The organism is Halobacterium litoreum, assembly GCF_021233415.1.
GTDB lineage: Archaea > Halobacteriota > Halobacteria > Halobacteriales > Halobacteriaceae > Halobacterium > Halobacterium litoreum.
In genome coordinates, this window is record NZ_CP089466.1 from 1,707,756 (window position 1) to 1,730,002 (window position 22,247).

At 66.5% G+C, this 22,247-nt stretch carries 22 protein-coding genes; 3 read left to right on the forward strand and 19 right to left on the reverse strand.

Translation table 11 applies throughout. The features are described 5' to 3' along the window. Positions 1-64: 64 nt before the first annotated feature. Entirely contained in the window at positions 65-319 is a 255-nt protein-coding gene (locus LT972_RS09345) for a DUF7576 family protein (protein WP_232569773.1), read from the forward strand. Here LT972_RS09345 and acs read toward each other — a convergent pair. Continuing rightward, positions 316-2,298, reverse strand: coding sequence for an acetate--CoA ligase (acs, locus tag LT972_RS09350; protein ID WP_232569775.1), 1,983 nt, complete (start codon positions 2,296-2,298; stop codon positions 316-318). The two genes, LT972_RS09345 and acs, sit on opposite strands and share 4 nt — an antisense overlap. A gap of 129 nt (positions 2,299-2,427) precedes the next feature. Between acs and LT972_RS09355 the strand changes: the two genes are divergently transcribed. Further along, the gene (locus tag LT972_RS09355) at positions 2,428-2,949 is read left to right on the forward strand and encodes a hypothetical protein (protein ID WP_232569777.1); all 522 of its coding nucleotides are present in this window, start codon (positions 2,428-2,430) and stop codon (positions 2,947-2,949) included. Between the two features lie 28 nt (positions 2,950-2,977). On the opposite strand, the gene LT972_RS09360 is transcribed toward LT972_RS09355, so the two are convergent. From LT972_RS09360 to LT972_RS09370, 3 genes are all read right to left on the reverse strand, one after another. Continuing rightward, positions 2,978-4,681 (reverse strand): acyl-CoA mutase large subunit family protein, encoded by a 1,704-nt coding sequence (locus LT972_RS09360; protein ID WP_232569779.1) that lies wholly within the window; start codon positions 4,679-4,681, stop codon positions 2,978-2,980. 78 nt (positions 4,682-4,759) lie between these two features. After that, the gene (locus LT972_RS09365; RefSeq protein ID WP_232569788.1) at positions 4,760-5,572 is read right to left on the reverse strand and encodes an ABC transporter permease; all 813 of its coding nucleotides are present in this window, start codon (positions 5,570-5,572) and stop codon (positions 4,760-4,762) included. Then, positions 5,569-6,588 carry an ABC transporter ATP-binding protein gene (locus LT972_RS09370; RefSeq protein ID WP_232569790.1) on the reverse strand — a complete coding sequence of 340 codons (1,020 nt, stop codon included), beginning with the start codon at positions 6,586-6,588 and terminating at the stop codon, positions 5,569-5,571. Before LT972_RS09370 ends, LT972_RS09365 begins: the two co-directional genes overlap by 4 nt. Positions 6,589-6,721: 133 nt before the next feature. Here LT972_RS09370 and LT972_RS09375 point away from each other — a divergent pair, with 133 nt between their 5' ends. Then, complete coding sequence (locus tag LT972_RS09375) at positions 6,722-7,570, forward strand: winged helix-turn-helix domain-containing protein (RefSeq protein ID WP_232569792.1); 849 nt, start codon at positions 6,722-6,724, stop codon at positions 7,568-7,570. An 18-nt stretch (positions 7,571-7,588) separates the two neighbouring features. On the opposite strand, the gene LT972_RS09380 is transcribed toward LT972_RS09375, so the two are convergent. From LT972_RS09380 to LT972_RS09450, 15 genes are all read right to left on the reverse strand, one after another. Beyond that, positions 7,589-8,410: a CBS pair associated ParBc domain-containing protein gene (locus LT972_RS09380; RefSeq protein WP_232569802.1), complete on the reverse strand. Its 822-nt coding sequence runs from the start codon at positions 8,408-8,410 to the stop codon at positions 7,589-7,591. Between the two features lie 32 nt (positions 8,411-8,442). Beyond that, positions 8,443-9,852, reverse strand: coding sequence for a DHH family phosphoesterase (locus LT972_RS09385; RefSeq protein ID WP_232569804.1), 1,410 nt, complete (start codon positions 9,850-9,852; stop codon positions 8,443-8,445). 59 nt (positions 9,853-9,911) lie between these two features. Further along, a complete protein-coding gene (locus LT972_RS09390) occupies positions 9,912-11,405 on the reverse strand; it encodes an NADH-quinone oxidoreductase subunit N (protein WP_232569806.1) in 1,494 nt (497 codons plus the stop codon). Next, positions 11,402-12,955 carry a complex I subunit 4 family protein gene (locus LT972_RS09395; protein ID WP_232569808.1) on the reverse strand — a complete coding sequence of 518 codons (1,554 nt, stop codon included), beginning with the start codon at positions 12,953-12,955 and terminating at the stop codon, positions 11,402-11,404. The genes LT972_RS09390 and LT972_RS09395 overlap by 4 nt, the downstream gene beginning before the upstream one ends. Beyond that, the gene (nuoL, locus tag LT972_RS09400; RefSeq protein ID WP_232569810.1) at positions 12,956-15,031 is read right to left on the reverse strand and encodes an NADH-quinone oxidoreductase subunit L; all 2,076 of its coding nucleotides are present in this window, start codon (positions 15,029-15,031) and stop codon (positions 12,956-12,958) included. It abuts the gene before it with no gap. A gap of 1 nt (position 15,032) precedes the next feature. Continuing rightward, positions 15,033-15,338, reverse strand: coding sequence for an NADH-quinone oxidoreductase subunit NuoK (gene nuoK / locus LT972_RS09405; RefSeq protein WP_232569812.1), 306 nt, complete (start codon positions 15,336-15,338; stop codon positions 15,033-15,035). Continuing rightward, a complete protein-coding gene (locus tag LT972_RS09410) occupies positions 15,338-15,649 on the reverse strand; it encodes a proton-conducting membrane transporter (protein ID WP_232569814.1) in 312 nt (103 codons plus the stop codon). The genes nuoK and LT972_RS09410 overlap by 1 nt, the downstream gene beginning before the upstream one ends. Continuing rightward, the gene (locus LT972_RS09415) at positions 15,646-15,915 is read right to left on the reverse strand and encodes an NADH-quinone oxidoreductase subunit J (protein ID WP_232569815.1); all 270 of its coding nucleotides are present in this window, start codon (positions 15,913-15,915) and stop codon (positions 15,646-15,648) included. Before LT972_RS09415 ends, LT972_RS09410 begins: the two co-directional genes overlap by 4 nt. 59 nt (positions 15,916-15,974) lie before the next feature. Continuing rightward, on the reverse strand, positions 15,975-16,436 hold the full coding sequence (locus tag LT972_RS09420; protein WP_232569817.1) for a NuoI/complex I 23 kDa subunit family protein: 462 nt from the start codon (positions 16,434-16,436) through the stop codon (positions 15,975-15,977). Continuing rightward, the gene (locus LT972_RS09425) at positions 16,433-17,485 is read right to left on the reverse strand and encodes a complex I subunit 1/NuoH family protein (protein WP_232569819.1); all 1,053 of its coding nucleotides are present in this window, start codon (positions 17,483-17,485) and stop codon (positions 16,433-16,435) included. Before LT972_RS09425 ends, LT972_RS09420 begins: the two co-directional genes overlap by 4 nt. Next, on the reverse strand, positions 17,486-19,165 hold the full coding sequence (locus LT972_RS09430; RefSeq protein ID WP_232569821.1) for an NADH-quinone oxidoreductase subunit D: 1,680 nt from the start codon (positions 19,163-19,165) through the stop codon (positions 17,486-17,488). It lies immediately after the preceding gene. After that, positions 19,162-19,869, reverse strand: a complete 708-nt coding sequence (locus LT972_RS09435; RefSeq protein WP_232569823.1) for an NADH-quinone oxidoreductase subunit B — start codon at positions 19,867-19,869, stop codon at positions 19,162-19,164. Before LT972_RS09435 ends, LT972_RS09430 begins: the two co-directional genes overlap by 4 nt. Further along, positions 19,859-20,272, reverse strand: a complete 414-nt coding sequence (locus LT972_RS09440) for an NADH-quinone oxidoreductase subunit A (RefSeq protein WP_232569825.1) — start codon at positions 20,270-20,272, stop codon at positions 19,859-19,861. Before LT972_RS09440 ends, LT972_RS09435 begins: the two co-directional genes overlap by 11 nt. A 133-nt stretch (positions 20,273-20,405) precedes the next feature. Further along, positions 20,406-21,035 (reverse strand): 5-(carboxyamino)imidazole ribonucleotide mutase, encoded by a 630-nt coding sequence (purE, locus tag LT972_RS09445; protein ID WP_232569827.1) that lies wholly within the window; start codon positions 21,033-21,035, stop codon positions 20,406-20,408. Positions 21,036-21,067: 32 nt separating this feature from the next. Further along, a complete protein-coding gene (locus LT972_RS09450) occupies positions 21,068-22,225 on the reverse strand; it encodes a 5-(carboxyamino)imidazole ribonucleotide synthase (RefSeq protein WP_269780554.1) in 1,158 nt (385 codons plus the stop codon). Positions 22,226-22,247 lie beyond the last annotated feature (22 nt).

Genomic DNA, 22,247 nt, shown 5'->3' on the forward strand with positions numbered 1-22,247 from the left:
ACGACGCCCCTCGAAAATACCAATTCGTAGTAACGAATTTGGTGGTTCGGACCGATTCGACGGTATGGACCTGACGGAGTACGAGGGCGCGAGTCCGGCGACCGACGCGTCGGCCACCGTGGAACACGTCACGCACCACCGCCGGTGGTCGCCGAAGCGCGAGTCGCGGGACGACTGCCCGAACTGCGGGGAAGAGTTCGAACTCGCGGACCGCCACGTCCTCGTCACGCTCACGCGCGGGAACGCCGACGCGGGCGAACGCCACTATTTCTGTGACGCGGCCTGCGTCGGCGAGTGGCTGAACGGCGACGCCACCTAGTCCTGGACGCTCTCCCGGATGTCCTCGACGATTTCGGGGTTGCGGAGCGTGGAGGTGTCGCCGAGTCCCTCGTCGTTGGCGATGTCTTCGAGGAGACGGCGCATGATTTTGCCGGAGCGAGTCTTCGGGAGTTCCGGCGTGAACACGACGGACTCGGGGCGCGCGATGGGGCCGATTGCGTCCTCCACCCCCTCGACGATGGCGGCCTCCATCTCGTCGTCGCCCTCGTAGCCGTCTTCGAGGATGACGTAGGCGTAGACGGCCTCCCCTTTCACCTCGTGTGCGCCGCCGACGACGGCGGCTTCGGCGACGCCCTCGACGCCGACGATGGCGGACTCGATTTCCATCGTGCCGAGGCGGTGCCCGGAGACGTTGATGACGTCGTCCACGCGCCCGAGCACGGTGATGTAGCCGTCGTCGTCTATCTTCGCCCCGTCCTCCGGGAAGTACACCCAGTCCGACGGGTCGTCGGAGTCGGTGTCCGAGTACTCAGTCCAGTACTCGGAGACGAACCGCTCGTCGTTGTTGTACAGCGTGCGCAACATCCCCGGCCACGGCTTGTTCACCGTCAAGTAGCCGGCTTTCCCCGCGTCGACCTCCTCGCCGGCGGCGTCGACGACGCGCGCGTCGATACCCGGGAGCGGGCGGCCTGCCGACCCCGGTTTCATCGTGGAGATTCCCGGCAGCCCCGTCACCATCATGCCGCCGGTCTCGGTCTGCCACCACGTGTCTACGATGGGACAGTCCTCGTTGCCGACGTGCTTGTAGTACCACTTCCACGCACGCGGATTGATTGGCTCGCCGACGGTCCCGAGCAGGCGCAGCGAAGAGAGGTCGTGTCCCTCGGGGTACTCCGAGCCCCACTTCATGAACGCCCGGATGGCGGTCGGGGCGGTGTAGAACTGGTCGGCCTCGTACTCCTCGACGATTTCCCACATCCGGTCGCGCTCCGGGTAGTCGGGCGTCCCCTCGTACATCATCGTCGTCGTGCCGAGCGCGAGCGGGCCATACACGATGTAGGAGTGACCGGTAATCCAGCCGATGTCGGCGGGGCAGAAGTACGTGTCCTCGGGTTTCACGTCCAGGACCGCCTGGCTCGTCCACGCGACGTACGAGAGGTAGCCGCCGGTCGTGTGCTTGACGCCCTTGGGCTCCCCGGTCGTCCCCGAGGTGTACATCAAAAACAGCATGTCCTCGGCGTCCCGCGTCACCGGCTCGACGGCGGTGCCGGACTGCTCGGCGACGAGGTCGTCGTAGTCGTACTGGTCGTCGCCGAGGCCGTGCCCGAAGCCGTCGTCGCCGAGGCGGTCCACCACGACGGTCTCGGTGTCGTGTCCGACGCCGTCGAGGCCCTCGTTCGCTTTCCCGAGGTGGTCGAGGGGGTCGCCGCGCCGGTAGTAGCCGTCACAGGTCACGAGATAGTCGGAGTCGGCGGCGTTCATGCGCGTCGCGAGCGCGTCCGCGGAGAACCCCGCGAACACCACGGAGTGAGGCGCACCGATGCGCGCACACGCCAACATCGCAATCGGGAGTTCGGGAATCATCGGGAGGTACATCGTCACCACGTCGTCCTCCTCGACGCCCAACGCCCGCAGCGCCGCCGCGAACTCGTTGACCTCGTCGTAGAGGTCTCGATACGTGTACGTTCGGTTCGCCTCGTCTGTCGGTTCGCCCACCCACTCGATGGCGACTTCGTCGCCGCGCTCGTCGAGGTGGCGGTCGACGCAGTTGTAACTCGCGTTGAGTTCGCCGCCGGTGAACCACTCGTAGAACGGCGGATTCGAGTCGTCTAGCACCTCGTCGTACTCGGTCTTCCAGTCCAGCAGGTCGGCGGCGCGCTCCCACGCCCCCGGCCAGTTCTCCTCGAACTCCTCGTAAATCTCGGGGTCCGAGACGTTCGCCTGCTCGACGAACGATTCGGGCGGTTCGAAGGAGTCCTGTTCCGCGAGGCGGGCTTCGAGTTCTGGGTCTTCGGACATCGTTCGAGATATGGGTTACCATACCAATAAGGGTTAGTGGCGCGACCAGACGGCCCGCGTCGACGGGCGGCGTGCCGCCACGTGTCGTTTCACCGGAACGTTCTTCAAGTGGTGGTGTGAGACCGACTCATGGCACAACGAACCAGGACCAGTTCGTCGCTCGACACCGACCACGCGATCGCCGCCTCGAAGTACGCAGTCGGCGCGTACGTCGCCGGTCTCGCGGTGACCGTCGTCGTGCTGGCCATCTTCGTCGACGGCTTCGACTTCGACGTCTTCGGCATCGGTGCGACGTTCTACGGCGCGCACAACGTCGATATCGGCACGTCGATGCTGAGCCTGAACTTCCTCCAGGCGGCCACGTCCCAGGAGAGCGCGCTCGAAATCCTCTGGGCGGTGCCGCCAATCGTGCTCGCGTTCGCCGGCTACACCTTCGCGAACACGCGCGCCGGCCAGTCGGTCGGGAGCGAACCGATGGACGGCGCGAAAGCCGGCGCGCTCGTCGCCGTCGGCTACCTCGTGCTCGCCGTCGTCGGGACGTTCGTCTTCACCGAGGGGAACGCCTCGCCGAAACTCGGGGACTCCGTGATCTTCATGGGCGTGCTCTACCCCGTCGTGTTCGGCGGTATCGGCGGCTACCTCTCGCGGTGACGGCGCGGAGAAAAACTGCGTTCGACGGTCAGGCGACCGCGGCGGTCTCCTGGTAACTCCCGAACTCGTCCTCGAACACCTGCATGATTTCGCCCATCGTGGCGTACGCCTTCACCGCGTCCACGATGTACGGAATCGTGTTCTCGTCGGCGTGGATGGCGTCGCGGAGCGCGTCGAGGGTCGCCTCCACCTCGCTGTCGTCGCGGTCTTCCTTGACGGATGCGAGGCGGGAGAGCTGGCGCTCCCGCGTCTCGTCCTCGTCGACGTGGAGCAGGTCGGGGCTGGTGTCCTCCTCTATCTCGTACTCGTTGACGCCGACGACCGTCTCCTCGCCGTCGTCCACGCGGGACTGGTACTCGTAGGCGGACTCCTGAATCTCGCGGTGGAAGTACCCCTCCTCGATGCCCGTGAGGACGCCGTCGCGGACGGAACCGTCGCCCATCTCCTTGATCTCCTCGATGTACGCCATCGCCTCCTCCTCGACCTCGTCGGTGAGGGACTCGACGGCGAAACTGCCGCCGAGCGGGTCGACGATGTCGGCGGCGCCGGACTCCTCGGCGATAATCTGCTGGGTGCGGAGCGCGACCCGCACGGCCTCCTCGCTTGGGAGCGCGAGTGCCTCGTCGAAGGAGTTCGTGTGGATGCTCTGAGAGCCGCCGAGGACGGCCGCCAGCGCCTGTAGGGTGACGCGAGCGATGTTGTTCTTGGGCTGCTGGGCGGTCAGGCTCTGTCCGGCGGTCTGCGTGTGGAACTTGAGTTCCTTCGACGCGTCGGCCTCGGCGTCGTACCACTCGTCCATCACGCGGGCGTAGATGCGGCGGGCGGCGCGGAACTTCGCCACCTCCTCGAAGATGGAGTTGTGGGAGTTGAAGAAGAAACTCAGCGTCGGCGCGAACTCGTCGACGTCGAGGCCGCGCTCCATCGCGTCCTCGACGTACGCGAAGCCGTCCGCGAGCGTGAACGCGAGTTCCTGGACCGCGGTCGACCCGGCCTCCCGGATGTGGTAGCCCGAAATCGAGATGGGGTGGAACTTCGGCGTCTCCCCGGCGCAGTACTCCACCACGTCGGTGACGAGGTCGAGCGAGGACTCGGGCGGCGTCACCCACTCCTTCTGCGCGATGAACTCCTTGAGCATGTCGTTCTGGAGGGTGCCTCGAATCTCCTCGCGGGGGACGCCCTGCTGGTCGGCGAGCGCGAGGTACATCGCGTAGATGACCGGCGCGCTGGGGTTGATGGTGAAGGAGGTCGAGACCTCGTCGAGGTCGATGCCGTCGAACAGAATTTCCATGTCGCGGAGCGTGTCCACGGCGACGCCCTCCTTCCCGACTTCTCCGAGGCTCATCGGGTCGTCGGAGTCGAGTCCCATCAGCGACGGCATGTCGAAGGCCGTCGACAGCCCGGTCTGGCCCTCGTCGATGAGGTAGTGGAAGCGCTCGTTGGTCTCCTCGGCGGTGCCGAAGCCCGCGAACTGGCGCATCGTCCACGTCCGGCCGCGGTAGCCGGTCGGGTAGACGCCCCGAGTGTACGGGAACTCGCCGGGGAACCCGAGGTCCTCGTCGTAGTCGGTGTCGGCCACGTCCTCGGGCGTGTAGAGTCGACCCACCTCCATGTTCGAGACCGTCGCGAACCGGTCCTTTCGCTCGCCGTAGGCGTCGAGTACCGGGTCGAGTGTCTCCTCCTCCCAGTCCTCGCGCGCCTCGCGGATGTCAGCGAGGTCGTCCTCGTCGTACATGCCTGTAAGGTCTGGTGGAAGCCTGATAGAGGTTTCGAGGCAAAATTGGCGCGACCCGGAAGCGGCCGGGCGAACGCGTCAGTAGTGGCCCATGACGCCCTCGCGGCGCGCCCACCGCTGGCAGTAGTAGAACGCGGCGTACCCGAGCGCGAGGTAGCCGACGGCGGTGGCGACGAGCACGCCGAGTTCGCCGGCGGGGAACTCCCAGAGCGCGACGCCGTCTCTCATCGCGGCCTGGAGCAGTTGGCTGCCCTGTGCGAGGGGCACCCACTTCAACAGCGGGTACTGGTCGACGGGCGCCGCGATGAGCGCGACGAACACGAACTGCATTATCTGGAAGAGGTTCTCGACGCGCTTGAACCGAATCGCGAGGCCGCCGAGCGCGAACCCGACGCCGAGCGCGGGCGCGACGGCGAGCACGCCGAGGGGAAGCAGCGTGAGCGGGTTGACCGCGAGCCACGTCCCGGTGAGCGTCATCATGAACAGCAACACGAGCGCCCCGGTGAAAAACGAGACGAGGACGTTCACGACGGTCTTCGCGAGCATCACCGGCCCGAACCCGAACGGCGACATGAACAACTGTTCGAGGGTGCCCCACTGGGACTCGCGGGTGACGTTCCAGGAGAGCCCGGAGAACGCGCTCATCGACAGCGACCACAGCAGATAGCCGACGATGATGCCGCCGATGGTGTCCGAGATGGCGGCGGGCGCGATGGCCCGGCCGCCGAGGAACACGCCGGCGAAGAGGATGAACATCGTCGCAATCTGGGAGAAGAAGTTCACCGGGTACCGAATCATCAGGAGGACGCGCTTGCGCAGGGACGCGCGACAGAACCGCAGGTAGCCACGGGCGCCGGTGTCGATGTCGCCGGCGGGCGCGGCGGCGCTCATTCCCCGTCACCTCCGGGGGCGCGGCCGGTCACGTCGAGGAACACGTCCTCCAAATCGGGTTCGAGGCCGTCCACATCGAGCAGCGTGCAGTCGGCGTCTCGGAGGACGTCGAGGACCCCGTAGAGCGTGTGGTCGTCGGCGAGTGTCACCTCGAAGCGCGTGCGGTCGGCGAGGGCCTCCCAGTTCTCCACGATGAACGCGCGTTCGAGTCGGTCGCGCGCCCGCTCGGAGACCGCGCCCTCGACTTCCAGTTGGTAGGCCTGCGTCTCGAAGACGCCGACGAGGTCCTCGACGGCGTCGTCGGCGATGACTTCGCCGTCAGAGAGGATGACCACCCGGTCACAGACCTGCTCGACCACGTCCATGTCGTGACTGGAGAGGACGACCGTGATGGACTCCTCGTCGGCGAGCCGTCGGAGTTCTCGCCGGAGTTCCACGGACGCCTCCACGTCGAGCCCGAGCGTCGGTTCGTCGAGGAACACGACGTCCGTGCCGCGCGCGAGCGTCGCCGCCAGCGACACCTTCTGTTTCTGGCCGCGGGAGAGTTCGTTGACCGCTTCGTCCGCCTTCTCGGCGAGGTTGAATCGGTCGAGGAGTTTGTCGTGCCGGGCGCGGGCGGCCTCCGGGTCGTTGCCGCCGAGCGCGGCGAAGAACTCGAGGTTCTCGCGGACGGTGAGTTTCCAGTAGGTGTTCCGCGCGCCCTCCAGCATCGCGCCGACGTGCTTGTAAACGCCGCGGGGGTTCTCGTGGGCGTCCACGCCGGCTATCTCGACGGTGCCCGAGGAGGGAACGACGAGACCGAGGACGGACTTGATGGTGGTCGTCTTCCCGGCGCCGTTCGGACCGAGCACGCCGACGACTTCGCCGCGGTTCACCTCGAAGGAGACGCCGTCGACGGCCTGTACCGCGTCCTCGCCGTCGCCGTACGTCTTCCGGAGGTCGTCCACTGCGAGCACCGTCTCGCTCTCGGGGGCCGACTCGTCGGGCGGTCGTTCTCGCTGTGTCGCCTGACTCATGGACACATCCAGCGCTCGGGTGGGCATAATGGTTTCCAGAATGAACGTTCTGTTTCTCCGCTTCCAGAACGAACGTTCTCTAAGCGTTCTGACTGGAGTGGGGTTTTTGCCGGTCGGGGAGCGAGTCCCGAACATGACCGACGCCGACGCCGCCGCAGACGCCTTCGACGTGCTCTCGGACCCCTCGCGGGTCGCCATCCTCTGCGAACTCGCCGACCGCGTCCACGCGATTGAGGGCAACCCCGTCGAGTTCTCGGAACTCCGGCGCGCGACCGGGTTCGACGACGCCGGCCGCTTCAACTACCACCTCGGGAAACTCCGCGACCGGTTCGTCGTCAAACGCGAGGACGGCTACGTGCCGACGGCGGTCGGACTGAAAGCAATCGGCTCCGTGGAAGCCGGGACGTACACGAACGACCTCGAAGCGCGCTCGGGAACCATCGACTACGACTGCCCGTCGTGTGGCGACCCGCTCACGGCGACCTACGAGGACCAAACCGTCACCGTCGAGTGCGAGAGCGAAGCGAACGCGACGACGGTGCAGACCGCGGTTCCGCCCGCCGCGGCGGCCGACGCCACCATCGAGGACATCGTGGCGTTCGTCGTCGGCGACATCCAGCGCGACGTGGAAGCGCTCGTCGACGGCGTCTGCCCGATGTGCTCCGGGCGCGTAGTCACGGGCCCGATAGAGCGCGGGGAGGCCGCCCACCTGAACGTCGAGTTGGACTGCGAGAACTGCTGGATGTCGACCCGACTCCCGGTCGGCGTCGCGGCGCTCCGACACCCCGCCGTCGTCGCCCTGTTCTACGACCACGGCGTCGACGTCCGCGACCGCTTTCTCACCGACTTCGAGTTCGTCGGCGCGCGCGAGGACGCCAAAATCGTCGTCGAAGACCCGGTAGAAGTCGAACTGACCGTCTCGGTCGGCGGCGACGCGGTGACGCTCCGCATCGACGACGACCTCGACGTACGAGAAGTCTGAGTGCCGGCGACGCGCGGACTACTGGAGGCGTTCGACGGTCTCCACGAGCGGGTGGCGCGCGTAGTCCACGACGTTGATGTCCTCGATGGACTCCAACCCCTCCTTGTTCGCGGTGCGCGCCATCCCGAGGTCCACGCGCTTCCCGAGCACGATGACGTACGCGTCCATCTCCTCGACGCCCGAGCGCTCGGCCGCCATCACGCGATGGTGGCCGTCGGCGAGCAGCAGGTCGCCGTTCTCGCCGTCGCCGTTCCCGCCGTTGTCGATGACGACCAGCGGCTCCGCGAGGCCGTGTTCGAGTTCGTAACTCCGCCCCTCCAGTTCGTCCGCGTACACCTTTCCCTGGGTCGGCACCAGGTCTGCGAGGTCGACCGTGCGGCGCTCCTCGCTCGCCTCGACGCCGTGAATCGTCTCCAGCGTGCGCTTGAGTTTCCCGACCTTCTCCGGGGTCGCGCGCTCTATCTGCGAGCGGATGACGTCGGAGTTCGAGATGATGCCGACGAGGTTCCCCGCGTCGTCGACCACCGGGAGTTTCTGGATGCCCGACCGCAGGATGACGCGGGCCGCGTCGTTGACGTCCATCTCGGGGTGTGCGACCACGAGGTCGTCGCTCATCACCTTGAACACGAGTTCCCCGGGGTCGGAGAGCAGGAGGTCGCGGGCCGACACGAACCCCTCGACGCGGCGGCCGTCACACACCGGGAAGCCGTTGTGTTCGCTCTCCGCGATACGTTGTGCCACGTCCCGCACGGTGTCGTCCGGCGACACCGTCGCCACGTCCCGAGTCATGTAGTCCCCCACGACCGGCTTGTCCCCGTTGTGTTCCAGCGCCTCGTCCATCGCCCCCACGTAGGGCGGCGACCGTCAAAAACTCACTCCCCGCGAATCGCGTCGAAGAAACGCGTCGCGACCACGTCCTCGACCATCTCCGTCAGCGTCGCCTCCGCCTCTTCGCCCACGTCGTCGAACAGGCCGAGAGGGAGTTGGGCGCCCGCCATGTCGGCGTGCCCGCCCGCGGAGCCGATGTCACCGAACGCCGACCGCAACACCTCACCGAGGTCCACTTCCTTCCCGCGGGAGCGCGCGGAGACGTAGATAGTGCCGTCGGCGTACCCGTACACGAACGTCACCGTCACGCCGCGCATCGCGAGCAGGCGGTCGGCGGCCTGCGCGAGCGTGTCCCGGTCCGCGATGGCGCCGACGCAGGACGCCAGAATCGACCCGTCGAGTTCCCGGTTGCGGATGGCGCGCGCGATGGTGTCGAACGTGTCCGCGCTCATCGACGGGCTCTCGATGCGCTCTAGGATGTCGATGTCGGCCCGCGGCAGCAGCCACGCCCCCGCCTCGAAGTCGTCGGTCGTGATTTCGCGCGCGAAGTCCTTCGTGTCCACGCGAATCCCGTACAGCAACCCGGTCGCCACCGCCGTCCCGAGGTCGAGGCCGTAGCCGCGCACGTACTCCACGAGAATCGTACTGGACGCGCCGACGTCCTCGCGGATGTCCACGAAGTCCGCGTCCACGTCGCCCTTCGGCGGGTGGTGGTCGACGACGATGGATATCTCGGTCTCCGGGTCGAGTTGGTCGTTCACGCCGGGCGCCGAGTGGTCGACGAGCGCCACCGCGTCGAAGTCCAGGTCGTCCTCCGGGCTGACGTTGCGCACCTGCAGTTCGAGGAGGTTCACGAACGCGCGGTTCTCCTGGTGGGAGATATCCCCGAAGTAACACGCCTCCGTCGGGACGCCCGCATCCTCCGCGATGCGCTGGAGGCCCACGGCCGCAGCGATGGCGTCCGGGTCGGGGTTGTCGTGCATGAACACGCCGAGTGTCCCGTCGATGCCGTTCAGCGTCTCGCGGAGCGCCTGCAATCGCTCGGACGCCCCAGAGGCCGTCAACTCCTCGACGCGGTCGAGAATCGCCTCGCCGGGGTCCACCACGCGGTCCGCGAGCGCGTCGAGTTCCCGCCGGTCGACGTCGGTCGCGTCGAACCCCAGGTACGCCACCAACTCGGCGTCCGGGTACACCTCGCGGGCGGCCTCGGCCGCGAGCCGATTCGTGTCCGCGGCGTCGGTCGCCACCACCACCACGTCGACGTCCTGTTCGACGTGCCGAATCGCGTCCGGGTCCGTGACGTCCCTGACTTCGGCGGCGACCTTCTCGTTTCGCAGCGACTCCACTCGGCTCTCGTCGCCGTCGAGGACGAACAGCTCGCCACGCCACTCCGAGAGCGTCTCGACGAGAGCGTGGCCCGTCGTCCCACAGCCCAACACGAGCCGAGAAACCATTCGGTGTAGCGGTATCGACTGCGACCGCTAAAAGGTACCGCTGTGGGGGCGCGCCGGCGTCAGGCGCCGAACAGCGCGCCAGCGGCGTGAATCGCGGTCTGCGCGACGGGGTCGAACGCGACCAGCAACACGACCGTCGCCACGGCAGCGGCGACGACCGCCGCGTACAGGCCGGTCGGCGTGCCACGCAGGTCGAGGTCGCCGTCAGGCTCCTCGATCCAGAGCGCCTTCACGACCCGGGAGTAGTAGAACAGCGACAACGCGCTGTTGATGGCCGCGACGGCCGCGAGCCACGCGAACCCGGACTGCACGGCACCAGCGAACAGCAGGTACTTCGAGAGGAAGCCGCCGCCGACCGGCAGGCCGGCGAGGCTGAACATGAACACGGTCATCGCGACAGACGCCACGGGGGCGCGCTTCGCGAGGCCGTTGTAGTCCTCGAACGTCCGTCCGACGCCCCAGTACTCGGCGAGCGCGACGAACAGGAACGCGCCCGTGTTCATGAAGCCGTAGACGAGCAGGTGCATCATCGACGCGCCGAGCACGAAGGAGTTCTCCGCGCCCGCGCCGCTCTGGAGCGCGGCGAGGCCGATGAGCACGTAGCCCGCGTGCCCCACACTGGAGTACGCGAGCATCCGCTTGACGTTGTCCTGAGTCGCCGCGGCGAAGTTACCGAGCGTCATCGTGACGACGGCGAGCACCGCGAACAGCAGCGACCAGTCGACGACCGTGTTCGCCACGACCTCCAGCGGGAACGCGGTCGTGAGCACGCGGAACGCCACCGCGAACCCGGCGGCCTTCGACGCCGACGAGATGAACGCCGAAATCGGCGCGGGCGCGCCCTCGTAGGCCTCCGGCGCCCAGAAGTGGAACGGCACGGAAGCAGTCTTGAACGCGAACCCGCCGACGAGCATCACGATACCGAGGCCGAGCACGCCGGCGAACTCCGTGCCCGCGACCGTCTCGGCGACGCCCTGCAGGAGCATCGTCCCGGTGGCGGCGTACACGAGGCTGATACCGTACGCCATCACCGCGGAGGACAGCGCACCGACGAGGAAGTACTTCAAGCCGCCCTCGACGCTGCCCCGGTTCTTCTTCAGGAACGCGACCAGCGCGTACGACGGGAGGCTCGCGAGTTCGAGGCTCACGAACACCGTCACGAGGCTGTTGGCCGACGCCATCAGCGACATGCCGGTCGCGGCGAGCAACACGAGCGAGTAGTAGCCCGGCACGTTGTCCTCCTCCGCGACGTAGTCGTAGCTCGCGACCGCGACGAGGGTCGTGACGCTACCGACGACGAACGCGAAGAACAGGCTCAGTTCGTCGACGACGAGCGCGCCGTCGAACTGGACGAACCGGTACTCGTAGTCCACCGTCGCCGCCTTCGCGAGGAACCACGCGGCGACGCCGGCCGTCAGCGCGCTGCCGATGGTCGTGATGGACGCCAGCAGCGCGTTCTTCTTGCTCTTCGGTGCGATTGCGTCCACGCCCAACACGAGGAGCGCGGTCAGGCCCAGAATCAACTGGGGCGTCAGCGGCGAGAGTTCGGTCACAGGAACTCACCTCCGAACGGCGCGGCGATTGCAGACGGCATCGACTCCACCATCGGGTTGACGGCGTCCTGAATCATCCCGTAGAACAGGTCCGGCACGGTGCCGAGCAGGATGACCAGCAGGACGAGCACGACGATGGGCACGGTGTCGTGGGCCGACGCGGGCACGATGTCGTAGTCCGTGTCCGCGCGGAACGGCCCGAACAGCACGCGCTGCATCGCGAACAGCAGGTAGCCCGCGACGATGACGATGCCGAACATCGCCAGCGCCGTGAACAGTTGGGCGTACGCGAACGTCGCCTGGAACCCGCCGAGGAAGATGAACAGTTCCCCGGCGAACCCGGCCATCAGCGGGAGGCCCATGTAGCCGAACGCGGCGGCGACGAACACCGCCGCGGTGACGGGCATCCGGTCCGCGATACCGGAGAGGTCGCCGACCATGCGCGTGTGCGCCGTGTTGTAGATGACGCCGACGCACATGAACATCAGCCCCGAGATGAGGCCGTGGGCGACCATCTGGAACGTCGCGCCGCCGAGCCCGTACGTGTTGTACGCGACGAGCCCGAGAATCACGTACCCCATCGAGGACACGGAGGAGTACGCGACGATGCGCTTGAGGTCCTGCTGGGCGAGCGCGAGCATTGCGCCGTAGATGACGGACACCACGGCGAGCGCGGCGATGAACACCGCGTAGTCGCTCGCGACGCCCGGCAGCATCGTGAAGTTGAACCGGAGCAGGGCGTACGTCCCCATCTTCAGGAGGACGCCCGCCAGCATCACGGACGCCGGCGTCGGCGCCTCAACGTGGGCGTCCGGCAGCCACGTGTGCAGGGGCACCGTCGGCACCTTCACCGCGAACCCGAGGAACATCGCGAAGAACGCGACGACCTTCAGGGTCTCGGCGCCGAGGCCGTACGTCGTCTGGAACTCACCGGCGCGGAGCGCTTCCGCGATGGCCGGCAGGTCCATCGTCTGCACGGGCAGGGCGAACACGAGCGCCATGAACCCGATGAACATCACCAGCGAGGCGACGTTCGTGTAGACGAAGAACTTGATCGCGGCGTACTTCCGGCGCGGGCCGCCCCACACGCCGATGAGGAAGTACATCGGCACGAGGACGAACTCCCAGAAGACGAACCACACGAAGAAGTCCAGGGACGTGAACACGCCCAGCAGGCTCGCCTCCATGAACAGCATCAGGCCGTAGAACTGGCTCTGGCGCTCCTTGATGGGCGTCCACGCGCTCATGATGGCGAGCGACGTGAGCACCGTCGAGAGCACGACCAGCGGCATGCTGATGCCGTCCACGCCGACGTGCCAGTTCAGCGTGTACGGACCGACCGTGATCCACTTCGCCGTCGTCTCGAACGCGAGGCTCCCGCTCTCGAAGAGCGCGTTGCCGACCGCGTCGAACTGCGCGAACATCCAGAGGCTCCCCGCGACGGGGAGCAGACTGAGGCCGAACGCGAGTTTGCCCGCGATCTCGTCGGGCGCGAGCATCACTGCGACGGCCGAGATAAGCGTCACCGCGATGAGTGCTTCGATCATCATTCAGAACCACCCCCCGAGCAGGCCGAAGGCTACCAGCAACGCGATCAGTCCCAGCGTCAGCATGGCGGCGTAGTGAGTCACCACGCCGTCCTGAATGCGCTTGAGGCGGCTGCCGCTGAACAGGCTCACGCTACTGACGCCGTTGACGACGCCGTCGATGACACCCTGGTCGAAGGTGTCGGCGGCGCGCGCGACGGGGAGCGTGAGGCCCTCGGCGAGCCACACCTGGTACTCGTCCTGGTAGTAGTTGTTGTACAGTACCGTCTTCACCGAACCGAGTTTCTCCGTGTGCTCCTCGGGCGCGGGCTTGTTGTACAGCATCCACGCGAGGCCGGCGCCCGACAGCGCGAGCGCCAGCGACACCGCGGCCGGGACGAGCGGACCGATGTCCGCCGCCGTGTAGCCGGAGAAGTCGTGGAGCAGGTGGTGGTAGTGGTCGTAACCGAGCGCGGAGAACTCACTCATCTCGCCGATGGTGAGCCACTCCTTGAGGAACTCGATGTGCGCGCCCGTGACCTTCGCGACGGGCGTCATGTTCACGAGGCCGACCGTCGCGGCGAGCACGCCGAGCACGACCAGCGGGAACTTCACGTTCCAGCGCACGCCGTGGGGGTTCTCGGCGGTGTCGCTGCGGGGTTCGCCGTGGAAGGTGAGGAACACCATCCGGAACGTGTAGAAGCCCGTGAAGAACACGGCGAGCAGACCCATCGCGTACGCGGCGAGCAGAATCGGGCTCTCGCCGGCGCCGTAGATGAGCGTCTCGTAGAGAATCTCGTCTTTCGACCAGAAGCCCGCGAACGGCACGATGCCGGCGAGCGCGAGCGACCCGGAGAGGAACGTGTAGTACGTCACCGGCATCCGCTCCTTGAGGCCGCCCATGTCCCACATGTCCTCGTTGTGGTGCATCGCGATGATGACCGAACCGGCGCCGAGGAACAGGAGCGCCTTGAAGATTGCGTGCGTGAGCAGGTGGAACGACGCCGCGATGTAGCCACCCGCACCCAGTCCGAGCATGATGTAGCCGTACTGGCTGATGGTGGAGTACGCGAGCACCTGCTTGATCTCGTCTTTCACGACGCCCATGGACGCCGCGAACAGCGCGGTGAACCCGCCGACCAGCGCGATGAGCGCGAGGACGGTCGGGAGCAGGGAGTAGAACCCGTACATGCGCGCGACGAGGTAGACGCCTGCCGCGACCATCGTCGCCGCGTGAATCAGCGCGGAGACGGGCGTCGGACCCTCCATCGCGTCGGGGAGCCACGTGTGTAGCGGGAACTGCGCGGACTTCCCGATGACGCCGCCGAGCACGAGCAGGCCGAGAATCGCGAACCACGTCTGGGCGTCGAACCCGACGACGTCGAGGAACGACGCGACCTCGGTCGGCATCGTGCCCTCACCGCTCACGGCGAGCAGCGCCTGCTCGGCCATGTGCGGGAAGCTCTCGACGCCGCCGCCGGCGACGAACCGCGACGTGCCGAACGTCGCGAAGATGCCGACCACGCCGATGAGGAAGAAGTAGTCACCGAAGCGGGTGACGAGGAACGCCTTCTTCGCGGCGGAGGGCGGCCCCTGTTCGCGGAACCAGAACCCGATGAGCAGGTAGGAACACAGCCCCACCAGTTCGAAGAACATGAACGCCATCAGGAGGTTGTCCGCGACGACGAACGACAGCATCGAGAACGTGAACAGGCCGAGGCCGGCGTAGTACCGGGGGAGGCCCGACTCGTCCTCGTCGTTCATGTAGCCGAGGCTGAACACGTGGACGAGGAACGCGACCAGCGACACCACGACGAGCATCATCGCCGACAGCGGGTCGACGAGGAGGCCGAAGTGGAGGCTGAACGTGCCGTCACCGACGACCCACGTGTAGAGGGACTCGGTGTAGTAGTCTCCCTGACTCACCGTGAAGAACATCCACGCCGACAGCAGGAGTGAGCCAGCGGTCGCTACGACGCCGGGAATCGCGCCGCCCTTCGGCAGCAGCCGCGGGGCGAAGTACCCCACGAGCAGGGCGATGAGGAACGACGCGAACGGCAGCAACGGAATCGCGGGCGCGAAGTCGAATGCACCTACCATCTTACCACCTCATCGTCGTTGCGTTCCGCACGTCGATGTCGTCGAAGTTCCGGTACAACACGAGGATGATGCCGAGGCCGACGGCGACTTCGGCGGCGGCCAACCCCATCACGAACAGGCTGAACACCTGCCCGGTGAGGTTGCCGTAGAAGTGCGAGAACGCGACGAAGTTGATGTTCGCGGCGTTCAGCATCAACTCGACGCTGATGAGGAACATCAGTGCGTTCTCGCGCGTGAGCACGCCGAAGACGCCCGTGCAGAACACGGCCGCGGACAACAGGAGGTAGTACTCGACGGCGACCGCCATTATTCGCCGTCACCTCCCTGGTCGTCCCGCTTCGCGAGCAACACCGCACCCTCGAGTGCGGCGTCCAGCAGCAACGCGACGATGATGAACGAGGCGAGGAACCCCTCGCTGGCGACAACGCTGTCGCCGGCGGCGTCCAGCAGGCCGATGAGCGCGTAGCCGATGGACGCCGTGATGTTCGCGTCACCGAAACCGACCGGGTCCCCGAATCCGGCACCGAGGAACACGGCCGCGAACACGCCGAACAACGCCACGGCGAGGATGCCGGGAACGAACGTCGACGGGTTTCGAAGTTCCGGACGCGTCGTCATGCGTTAGTCACCTCCTCTGTACGTCTGTCTTGACGTGTGAGCATCACCGCGAACGTGATGAGGATGAGGACGCCGCCGACGTAGACGAGAATCTGCACCGCGGCGACGAACTCCGCCTGTAGCATCACGTAGTGCACGGCGAAGCTCAACAGCGAGCCGCCGAGCAAAAGCGCGGAGTGCCACACGTCCCGCACCAGTATAGCGCCGAGGCTACACGCCACGGTCAGTAGCGCGAACAGCCCGAACGCGAGTGTTTCGTATACCATTTCAGTCACCTTGTGGTTCGCAAATACGCCCTTTGTAGGTTTCGAGACGGGCGCGAGTCTTACTGGTAGTCAACCTCGCCTTCGCCCTCGCCGATCCACGCACCGCGGTCGGGTTCGCGAGACGCGAGCGGGTCGATGTCGTTGTACCACGGTACGTTCTTCAACTGCTCTTTGTTGAACACGAGGTCGTGTTTCGTGTCCCCAGTGAACTCGAAGTTCTGGGTGAGCAGGATGGCGTCCACGGGGCAGACCTCCTCGCAGAGCCGGCAGTAGATGCACTGGCCGACGTGGAGGTTGTACTGCTCGCCGTTGCGCTGCTTGTCCGTCACGATCTGGATGGTGTCGTTCGGACAGACGTTCTCGCACTGTCGACACCAGATGCAACGCTCCTGGCTGAACTTGTGGACGCCGCGGAAGCGCGGACTGACTTCCGGCGCTTCTTCGGGGTACTCGACGGTGAACGTCTCCCCGCTGAGCGCGTGTTTCATCGTCGTTGCCATCGACTTCAGGAGGCCTATCATAGTCCGGTCACCCCGAGAATCGCAGCAGTGAGTACGAGATTGACGAAGGAGAGGACGAGCATGCCCTTCCAGCCAATCTCGATGAGTTGGTCGATGCGCACGCGGGGCATCGCGGAGCGACACCACTGCGTGAACAGGAACACCGACCAGATCTTGATGATGAACCAGACGAAGCCGGGCAACACCGGCCCCGCGGGTCCACCGAGGAACAGCGTCGTCACGATGGCGCCGCCGAGGAAGATGTGGATGAACTCGCCCATGTAGAACAGGACGAAGTAGATACTCGAGTACTCGGTCATGTACCCGGCGACAATCTCGGTCGGCGCTTCGGGCGTGTCGAACGGGTTACGCCCGACTTCCGCGAGGTTCGCCACCATGAACAGCACGAACGCGAACGGGTTCACGAACGCGAACCACGCGGGGATGCGGATACCCGCGATGGTCACGAGCGTCTCCGTCTGCGCCGCGACGATACCGCTCATCTGGAGCGTGCCCGTGAACAACACGACGGACGCCGCGGTGACGACGAGCGGAATCTCGTAAGCGACGTTCTGTGCGACGGCGCGCAGGCCGCCGAGCAGACTGAACTTGTTGTTCGACCCGTACCCGCCCATCAGGAGCCCGAGGCTCGCAATCGATGCGACGGCGAAGACGAACACGAGGCCGCTCTCCGGGTCCGCGAGGTGGATGCCGTTACCCATCGGGATGACGGCGAATCCGAGCAGGGCCGAGAACGCCAGCACGACCGGCGCGAGGTCGTACGCCGGACGGTCGACCTCCTCGGGGATGATGAGTTCTTTCGCCATCAGTTGGACTGCGGACGCGGGAATGATGAGCAGTCCGAACGGCCCGATGCGGTTGACCGCGATGCGGTCGGTGAACGCCGCCGTGATCTTGCGTTTCGCCCACGGACCGGCGACGCCTGCGTTGGCGAGCATGATGTTCCCGATGAGGAACGCCGCGATGAACATCGCGACGGCTTCACCGAGGAACCCGGTGAGGCCGAGCAGGTCGGCGATGGTGTCGGGGAGTGGCGTCGGCGTCGCCATCTATCGGTCCACCTCCCCGAGAATCACGTCGAGGCTGCCGAGCGTGGCGATGAGGTCCGGGATGTACTCGCCGGTCGCCATCTCCTGGAGCGCGGCGAGGTTACAGAACGCCGGGCTCTTGATCTTGAAGCGGCCGGGTTTCTCGGTGCCGTCGGCGCGGATGTAGATGCCGAGTTCGCCCTTCGCGCCCTCGACGGTCTTGTAGGTCTCCGTGCCCGCGTCGGGCTTGAGGGTGCGGGGGACGTTGGCCTGAATCTCGCGGTCCTCTTCGGGCCAGTCCTCGAGCAGGTCGACGCACTGCTCGATGATGCGCGCGGACTGCTCGACTTCGCGCATGCGGACGAGGAGGCGGGCGTAGTTGTCGCCGCCGTCCTCGGTGACGACGTCCCAGTCGAGTTCGTCGTAGTAGCCGTAGGGGTCGTCGCGACGGATGTCGTAGTCGACGCCGGACGCTCGCGCGACCGGACCGGTGACGCCGTAGTCCTTGGCAACCTCGGGGTCGAGGTAGCCGGTGTCGACGGTCCGGGACTGGAAGACCTCGTTGTCCGTGATGAGGTCGTTGTACTCGTCGAGTTTGCCCGGGAGGCCGTCGAGGAAGTCACGGACCTTCTCGAAGTACTCCTCGCGGGGCTCGGGGATGTCCCAGACGACGCCGCCGAGGCGGAGGTAGTTGAACATCATGCGCTGGCCCGTGAGGTCCTCCAGGAGGTTCTGGACTTCCTCGCGGTCGCGCATGGCGTACATGAAGATTGCCGTGAAGTCGCCGTAGATGTCGAGACAGAACGTCCCGAGCGCGAGCATGTGACACGCGATGCGGCACATCTCCGAGCCCATCGTGCGGATGACCTGTGCGTACTCGGGGACCTCGATGTCCGCGAGGTCCTCGGCCGCGCGGGCGTACGCCCACTCGTTGATGATGCCGCCGGGGCCGTAGTCCCAGCGGTCGGGGTACGGCATAATCTGGTAGCGGTACGTGCCCTTCTGGGCCATCTGCTCCTCGCAGCGGTGGAGGTAGCCGATGTCGGGGCTGACGTCCGCAATCTGTTCGCCGTCGAGGACCGTCTCGACGTGGAGGACGCCGTGCGTGGCGGGGTGGTGGGGACCGACGTTGAGGTACATCGTGTCCGAGTCCTCCGCGCCGCGCTGGTGTCCTTCGAGTGGGTTCTTGTTCTCCTCGAACGTGACAATCTGGGGTTTGTCCTGGTTGTAGTCGAGCCCCAGCGGGTGGCCCTGCCACGTGTCGGGGAGCAGGATTCGTTCGTGGTTCGGGTGCCCCTCGTAGTTCACGCCGACGAGGTCGTAGGCTTCGCGTTCGTGCCAGTCGGCCGCGCGGAACACGGGCTCAGCGGTCTGGCTGACCGGTTCCTCGCGGCTGGTCGGCACGACGACGCTGACCTCCTCGGTCGGGTCGTCGTACTGCTTGAGGTGGTAGATGCTCTCGAAGCGGTCCTCGTGTTCCTCGGCGGTGACACAGGAGAGGTGGTCGAAGCCGGCCTCCTCTTTGAGCGTGCTGAGGACGTCCTGGACCGCGTCGGCGCGCACGACGAACGCGGGAGCGTTGTTGTGCTCCTCGCGGTCGAGGACGTGCTCGCCGAGCAGCGCTTCGATGTCGTCGCCGTCGAGGCCGCCCGTCGTCGCGGGGGCGTCCGCGCCGGCGTCGGATTCCTTCTGCGTGCTCATGGCGAATCAGCCCAGTTGTAGCGCATGACGAGGGTCTCCTCGTCGATGTCCTCGGCCATCTTCTCTACCATCTCGTCGCGTTCGAGGTCGCCGAACTGCTCGAGTTCGTACGGCTTCACCGTCACCGGCGAGGACTCGCCGTTGGCGACGCGCTCCTGGAGTTTGGCGACGCCGTAGACGAGCGCCTCGGGGCGCGGCGGGCAACCCGGAACGTGGATGTCCACGGGGATGACCTCCTCGGCGCCCTTCACGACGTTGTACCCCTCCTGGAAGGGGCCGCCGGACGTCGAACAGTTCCCCATGTTGACGACGAACTTCGGCTCCGGCATCTGGTCGTAGACGCGCTTCATGCGCGGCGCGAACTTCGAGACGATCGTCCCCGGGACGATCATCACGTCGGCTTGCCGCGGCGACGCACGCGGAACCCCGGACCCGAATCGGTCGAGGTCGTGTTTCACCGCGTACGTGTGCATCATCTCGATGCTGCAGCAGGCGATACCGAACTGCAGCATGAACATACTCGACCCGCGCACCCAGTTCATGAACTTGTCGAACTTCGTGAGGATGAACGGCGTGGAGCCGAACGCCTCCCGGAGTTTCGAGTTGAACCGGCTGTCGACGCCTTCGCCCATGCGGTCTTCGCGCGTGGCGGTCAGCGGGTCGCTGGTCCCCTTGATACTGTCGCGTGGCTGGTCACTGCTCATTTGGTTTCCTCCGTTCGTGCCGTGGTGAGCGCACCCACTGGACGACGCCTTTGCGCCACGCCCATGCGAGGCCGACGACGAGGACGCCGATGAAGACGAGCATCGGGGCGAGTACCTCGGTCAGGCCGACGCCGGGCAGTTGCAGGGCGTCGCGGTAGATGACGGTCCACGGGAAGATGAGAACGGTTTCGATGTCGAAGACGACGAACAGCAGCGCCACCATGTAGTACTGGATGTTGAACTGGAGGCGCGCGTTCCCCGTCGGTATCTCACCACTCTCATACGTGGCTCGTTTCCCTTGTTCAGGTACGCTGGGTCGCAGGAGTGCCGAGACGGTCATCATCCCGACTGGGATGAGCACGCCTACGAGCGCCAGCATACCGATGGCGATCCATGGATTCATAGGATTATCTCCGTGACGTGCGGGGGTTCGAACCGCACGCCCATAAACGTTGATTTATGCCTTTACGCCCCGAGGGGCGCGTTTTCGGGAGTTTCAGGCCGCCTCGCGGATTGGCGCCGACGGGAGTTGTCAGTCAGTCTCGCGAGGCGCGAAATTCGGGGGTGCCGCGCTCGTGGAGTTCGCGGGAGACGTCGGCGACGCCGGCGGACTGGTCGGCGTGCAGGTCTCGGAGTCGACGGGCGAGTTCGTCGTCGTCCGTGGCGAGCATCTGGACCGCCGACAGGCCGGCGTTGTAGGACTTCCCGGCGTCGACGGCGGTGATGGGTGCGCCGGTCGGCATGCCGATGACCGAGTCGACGGACTTCTCCTGGACGGGAACCCCGACGACGGGGATGGGGTACGCGAGCGACGCGGTCATGTTCGGGAGGTCGGCGGACTTCCCGCCGGCCCCCGCGATAATCACGTCGAGGCCGCGGTCGGCGGCCGTCTCGGCGTACGCGTACATCAGGTCGGGAGTGCGGTGGGCGGAGACGACCCACGTCTCGAAGGAGTAGCCCACGGGGGCGTCGTCGTAGTCCGTGACTTCGGCGAAGCCGAGGTCGGTGAGCGCGTCGTAGGCGCCCTTCTCGTCCTCGGTTCCCATCATCACGTCGAGGTCGGAGTCGCTCCCCATCACGATGCCCACGTCGGGTGTCTCCTCGCTGGGGCGGTCGCGGTCGGCTTCCGATTCGAACAGGTCGACGAGGTCGGTGACAGTCGTCATTGGTGTGAGTAGATTGTTGCGGTAGGCGCGGGTTACTCGAAGCCAGTCGCGTCGCGGGCGGCTCGAGCGCGGTCGAGGAGCGTCTCGCGGTCAGCGCCGACGGCGGTGACGTGACCCATCTTGCGGAGCGGACGAACCTCGCGTTTCCCGTACCAGTGCAGGGAGACGCCGGGCTTCGCGAGCGCGTCGGGGGCGCCCGCGAGGTCTGCGGGTCGTTTTTCGGCGTCCGGGTCGCCGAGAATGTTCGCCATCACGGCGGGGCCGCGGAGCCCGGTCGCGCCGAGCGGGAGGCCACAGACTGCGCGCGCGAACTGCTCGAACTGGGAGGTGTGACAGCCCTCGATTGTGTAGTGCCCGGAGTTGTGGGGCCGGGGCGCGATTTCGTTGACGAGAATCTCGGTGCCGTCGTCGGTCTCGCGCTCGAACAACTCGATTCCGAACACGCCGCGACCGTCGAGCGCACCGAGGACGTCGCGGGCGACAGCGGTCGCGTGTTCTCGGACGTCCTCGCTGGTGCGCGCCGGGACGACGGACTCGCGGAGAATCTCGTCCTCGTGGACGTTCTCGGCGACGGGGAACGTCGCCGTCTCGCCGTCGCCCCGCACCGCAATGACCGAGAGTTCGCGCTCGAAGTCCACGAGTTCCTCGGCGACGAGGCCGTCGAGGCCGTCGAAGGCTTCTCTCGCTTCCGCGACCGACTCGACGGGCGCGTTGCCGCGGCCGTCGTAGCCGCCGGTGCGCGCTTTCACCATCAGCGGCGACCCGAGGTCGTCGAACGCGGCTTCGAGGTCGTCGGCGTCGTCCACGGCGGTGAAGTCGGGGACGGGAACGCCGGCGTCTTCGAGCGCGCGGTTCTGCACGAGTTTGTCCTGAATCGTGCGCAGGGTGTCCGGGGTCGGGTGGACTTCCACGTCGGCATCGGCGGCAACGGATTCGAGGAGGTCGGGGTCCGCGAGTTCGATTTCGTACGTGAGCACGTCCGCGCGCTCTGCGAGTTCGCGGACGCCCTCGGCGTCGTCGAACGCGGCTGTGACCTGTGCTGTGGCCGGCGGGACGGCCGGGCAGTCGGGCGTCGGGTCGAGCGCGACCACGTCGACGCCGAGCGGGCTGGCGGCCTCGGCGAGCATGCGACCGAGTTGGCCGCCGCCGACGACGCCGACTGTCGCGCCGGGTACGGGCACCGTCATCAGCGATGACTTGCGCCTACTCCTG

Bases quoted from the DNA above. Each gene is read 5' to 3' on its own strand.
- LT972_RS09345 (WP_232569773.1), top strand. From the start codon at position 65: ATGGACCTGACGGAGTACGAGGGCGCGAGTCCGGCGACCGACGCGTCG.
- acs (WP_232569775.1), bottom strand. From the start codon at position 2,298: ATGTCCGAAGACCCAGAACTCGAAGCCCGCCTCGCGGAACAGGACTCC.
- LT972_RS09355 (WP_232569777.1), top strand. From the start codon at position 2,428: ATGGCACAACGAACCAGGACCAGTTCGTCGCTCGACACCGACCACGCG.
- LT972_RS09360 (WP_232569779.1), bottom strand. From the start codon at position 4,681: ATGTACGACGAGGACGACCTCGCTGACATCCGCGAGGCGCGCGAGGAC.
- LT972_RS09365 (WP_232569788.1), bottom strand. From the start codon at position 5,572: ATGAGCGCCGCCGCGCCCGCCGGCGACATCGACACCGGCGCCCGTGGC.
- LT972_RS09370 (WP_232569790.1), bottom strand. From the start codon at position 6,588: ATGAGTCAGGCGACACAGCGAGAACGACCGCCCGACGAGTCGGCCCCC.
- LT972_RS09375 (WP_232569792.1), top strand. From the start codon at position 6,722: ATGACCGACGCCGACGCCGCCGCAGACGCCTTCGACGTGCTCTCGGAC.
- LT972_RS09380 (WP_232569802.1), bottom strand. From the start codon at position 8,410: ATGGACGAGGCGCTGGAACACAACGGGGACAAGCCGGTCGTGGGGGAC.
- LT972_RS09385 (WP_232569804.1), bottom strand. From the start codon at position 9,852: ATGGTTTCTCGGCTCGTGTTGGGCTGTGGGACGACGGGCCACGCTCTC.
- LT972_RS09395 (WP_232569808.1), bottom strand. From the start codon at position 12,955: ATGATGATCGAAGCACTCATCGCGGTGACGCTTATCTCGGCCGTCGCA.
- nuoL (WP_232569810.1), bottom strand. From the start codon at position 15,031: ATGGTAGGTGCATTCGACTTCGCGCCCGCGATTCCGTTGCTGCCGTTC.
- nuoK (WP_232569812.1), bottom strand. From the start codon at position 15,338: ATGGCGGTCGCCGTCGAGTACTACCTCCTGTTGTCCGCGGCCGTGTTC.
- LT972_RS09410 (WP_232569814.1), bottom strand. From the start codon at position 15,649: ATGACGACGCGTCCGGAACTTCGAAACCCGTCGACGTTCGTTCCCGGC.
- LT972_RS09415 (WP_232569815.1), bottom strand. From the start codon at position 15,915: ATGGTATACGAAACACTCGCGTTCGGGCTGTTCGCGCTACTGACCGTG.
- LT972_RS09420 (WP_232569817.1), bottom strand. From the start codon at position 16,436: ATGATAGGCCTCCTGAAGTCGATGGCAACGACGATGAAACACGCGCTC.
- LT972_RS09425 (WP_232569819.1), bottom strand. From the start codon at position 17,485: ATGGCGACGCCGACGCCACTCCCCGACACCATCGCCGACCTGCTCGGC.
- LT972_RS09430 (WP_232569821.1), bottom strand. From the start codon at position 19,165: ATGAGCACGCAGAAGGAATCCGACGCCGGCGCGGACGCCCCCGCGACG.
- LT972_RS09435 (WP_232569823.1), bottom strand. From the start codon at position 19,869: ATGAGCAGTGACCAGCCACGCGACAGTATCAAGGGGACCAGCGACCCG.
- LT972_RS09440 (WP_232569825.1), bottom strand. From the start codon at position 20,272: ATGAATCCATGGATCGCCATCGGTATGCTGGCGCTCGTAGGCGTGCTC.
- purE (WP_232569827.1), bottom strand. From the start codon at position 21,035: ATGACGACTGTCACCGACCTCGTCGACCTGTTCGAATCGGAAGCCGAC.